Here is a 3,215-nt window from a genome sequence, read left to right on the forward strand (position 1 = left end):
TTCCTTGACAGAGCAAACACAGCCTCTTCATACTTGCCTGCATGAAACGACAGCTCTTCAACCCCATTTTCCTGCTCTATATCACCAAATGCCTCATCGGAACCATAGTTTGCTATGGATTCTACAAAGCCTTTCCCCAGTACTATCTCTCCTGGTCGATCGTGAGCCTCTTGTTGGTGTTGGCCCCCGACTGGGACAACTCCATCTCACTGCCTATTGCACGAATCAAGGCAAATATCACCGGGGCTCTGATAGGACTGTCCTGCTTCACCTTGCCGCTCAACCAACTGACACAATTATGCGTCGGGGTGGTGCTCACCATAGCTGTCTGCACAATCCTCAGGATTCCCACCTCCACACGAAGCGCGTTGGCGGCCCTGGCCATCGTACTGCTGCAGGAGATGGGCAAGCCCATGTGGTCCTATGCCCTGCAGCGCATCGCAGCAGTACTGCTGGGCTGCCTGGTCGGCTTGGCACTCACCCTCTCCTTCCAATACGTTGAGCGGTTGCTTGGAAAGGAACGTTGACGCTTACTTGGTCATTCCTTCGAACACAGGACTCCTGGGCTCCAGGCTGCCTGCAGAATATCCCCAAATGGTGGCGTATTCGCTGACATCCTCACCCATTTCTGCAAGCTGGTTGAGGTAGTAGGCTATCGATTTGGATTCAATGACAATTACATACCCCATGTCCTCAATCACCTTGCTGTGAGGCCTGGTATGGTCGAACTCGAAGCGGAGGATGCGCCTGCCGTCCTCCGTGATCCCGATGGTTCGGTAGGTATTGCTCTTGCCGACTCCGGGGAGGTTGAGGGTGTTGCGATCGGGGGAGATAAAAGGAATCTCATCACCTTTGCGGATCGAGTCGATCTGCTCGACCATTTTCTCTGCGTCCTGCATGAAGGTGCGGATGGTGGCATGGTAGCGTTGGGCTATTTGACCGATGGAACTTTCCTCGACCTGCTCCTGCGTACTGCGGGCATTGGTCGCAAACAGTTCGCGGTTCTCCTTGAAGCCCTTGACACTGAAATTGTAATAGGGAAGCACCCCGATGTCATTGAGAACCTTGCGAAGCTTCGCCGAATGGCCCCTGCGGCTTGCTGCAACAGTGAAGACCTCCTGGTTGGTGACCGCCCAGCCGGCATCGAGCAACCTGCGCACTGCTTTCTTGGTTTCGGGAGTCACCTCCATCGCCGAGGAGACATGGGTCTGCACGACACACTGGTCGATGCCTACCTCCCCTGCCTTCACTTTAAAGTCGGCCAGCACCTGGGCAAGCTGGGTCGTTACCCGCTGTGGAAGATACACAGGTATCTTGGTCCCCAGGCGGACCCGTCTCATTGGCGCGTATTGTTCATCAAGGCTGCGAGCCTTGTTGTCCTCTATCTTCTGCTTTGCCATGACCAGCACGGCATCCAAAATGGTTTTCAAGGATGAAACCGAGCTCATAAATGCATCGCCGCCGGTGATGAGGATGTCCCACAGATACGGATCGTTTCTGAAGTACTCCATGTTCAGCTCAAGCTGGTCCTTCCAGCTTCTCTTGGGTCGCAGCTTCTCCAGTTCAAAGTTGAAGCGGCCTGCCTGGAAGTCATACATCCGCTGGCAGTAGGCACAAAGACCTCCGCAGGCCCTTCCCATGGTATCGGGAATGAAGATGGCGACATTGGGATAGCGGCGGTGAACGTTGTGGGAGGGAAGCAGCCAGCCAGCGGCATTCGGCTCGCCGGGCTTTGCTATGTCCTCCTTCTCCCATGCCACGATTGAGCCGAACTCCTCAACCAGATCCTGGCTGTAGAAGAGGTAGCTGCGAATTGCTTCGTCACTGTGAGGATGTTCCTGACGCTCAAGCGGGCGGGTGTCGATCAGGGAGAGAAAGTACGGCGTGGCGAAGATGGGAATCCCTTTCCGCTCTGCTTCGCGCATGATGCCGAGGGTCTTTTCATCCATGCTGTAATCCAGGTAGCGGTTCAAATCATCGGCATTCCTGATGGCAAAATGCAAATGGAACCGATCATCCTTCCACCACAGCAACACCTGTTTGCGTTTCTCGGCTGCCGTCATCCCTTCCTTGAATTGATACAACGCCCGAGGCTTTTCCTGATCCTCGATCCGCTCGATCAAGAGTTGTACGATGCGCTCCTTGTTCTTTGCCCTCCAGGCAATGACCTCTTGATCAAGGCCGCTGGGATGGCGTTCCATCCACTCCAAGACTCTGCTTCGTGGCGGGATTTCCCGTTCTTCCACACCGCTCAGTTGGGCCAGCAGGTGTGCCATGTCCTCTACAAAATCAACGGTGCAGGAACACTCTTTGCCCAGCAGGACACTACGAAGTAAGCCGATTGGATGGGAAACGACCTTCTGTCCATGGAGGTTTCCATCCTCGAATGCCTGGCCCTCATGGTCCAGGTAATCCATGATACGAAGGTATGCCATGGAGGTACTCATCAGTTTGTAATAGTCCTGTTCGGTCTGCTCCTCTCTGGTATAATAGGCCCAAGCCTTGGGGTAATGCTGTTGCATGACAGCTGAAAAATGCTCACGCAGGTGCGCAACGAGGGCCGCATCATCAAGCTTTTGGTCAAGGAACAGGGCGACAACCTCGGGGTTGTCTTGCTTCATCTTGGCGACAAGTTCAGTAATGCGTTCGTCGTGTGTTTTCATGCACTAAAGATACAGGGATAGTTTGCCAAGTGTCAAGGTTTCTTTCTTATTGCTTATATTATATATACTTAAAAATATACAATCAGTCAAATTTAGCTCCATGCAACACCAAAAAGATGACACAGGCACGTATACAACAAAATCAGGGAATCATGTTGCAATTAGTCAATTATCACATGTTCGATAGTGTAGGAACCTATACTTCCTTCAACCGCCTGGACTTGCACCAAGAGATAGAGAACAAGTCGGCCAGGTACTGTTATATGAATCTCTTCCGACCAAAGATCAGATCTTTCAGACTTCAGAGGATTCTCATGCATGCTCGTCTCGTACGCAACCGAACCATCAATCCTTACATTGTCTGTGGAATATGCTTGCAAATTTCCCGTAAGTCCTTAATCCTGAACGAGTGGGTTTTACCATCGTCAGGGACGGCAACAACCCAATAATCCCAATCGGCATCAGAAGAAATCGCTCCCTTTCCGGTTTTTCTCAAGAGAACCGTTGCTTGTTCACGTACATCGTTGGACTCCTCATGAAGTCCTCACACCA

At 52.2% G+C, this 3,215-nt stretch carries 2 protein-coding genes; one reads left to right on the plus strand and one right to left on the minus strand.

All coding sequences use genetic code 11. From position 1 onward, the window contains the following. Window positions 1-41: 41 nt before the first annotated feature. On the plus strand, window positions 42-527 hold the full coding sequence (locus B3F49_RS05085) for an FUSC family protein (protein WP_293895113.1): 486 nt from the start codon (window positions 42-44) through the stop codon (window positions 525-527). A 3-nt stretch (window positions 528-530) separates the two neighbouring features. Here the strand turns inward: B3F49_RS05085 and B3F49_RS05090 are convergent, their stop codons facing one another. Next, a complete protein-coding gene (locus tag B3F49_RS05090; protein ID WP_293895116.1) occupies window positions 531-2,663 on the minus strand; it encodes a KamA family radical SAM protein in 2,133 nt (710 codons plus the stop codon). Between the last annotated feature and the right edge of the window lie 552 nt (window positions 2,664-3,215).

Source organism: Sphaerochaeta sp. UBA5836 (assembly GCF_002432845.1).
Classification (GTDB): Bacteria; Spirochaetota; Spirochaetia; order Sphaerochaetales; family Sphaerochaetaceae; genus Sphaerochaeta.

Bases quoted from the DNA above. Each gene is read 5' to 3' on its own strand.
- B3F49_RS05085 (WP_293895113.1), top strand. From the start codon at position 42: ATGAAACGACAGCTCTTCAACCCCATTTTCCTGCTCTATATCACCAAA.
- B3F49_RS05090 (WP_293895116.1), bottom strand. From the start codon at position 2,663: ATGAAAACACACGACGAACGCATTACTGAACTTGTCGCCAAGATGAAG.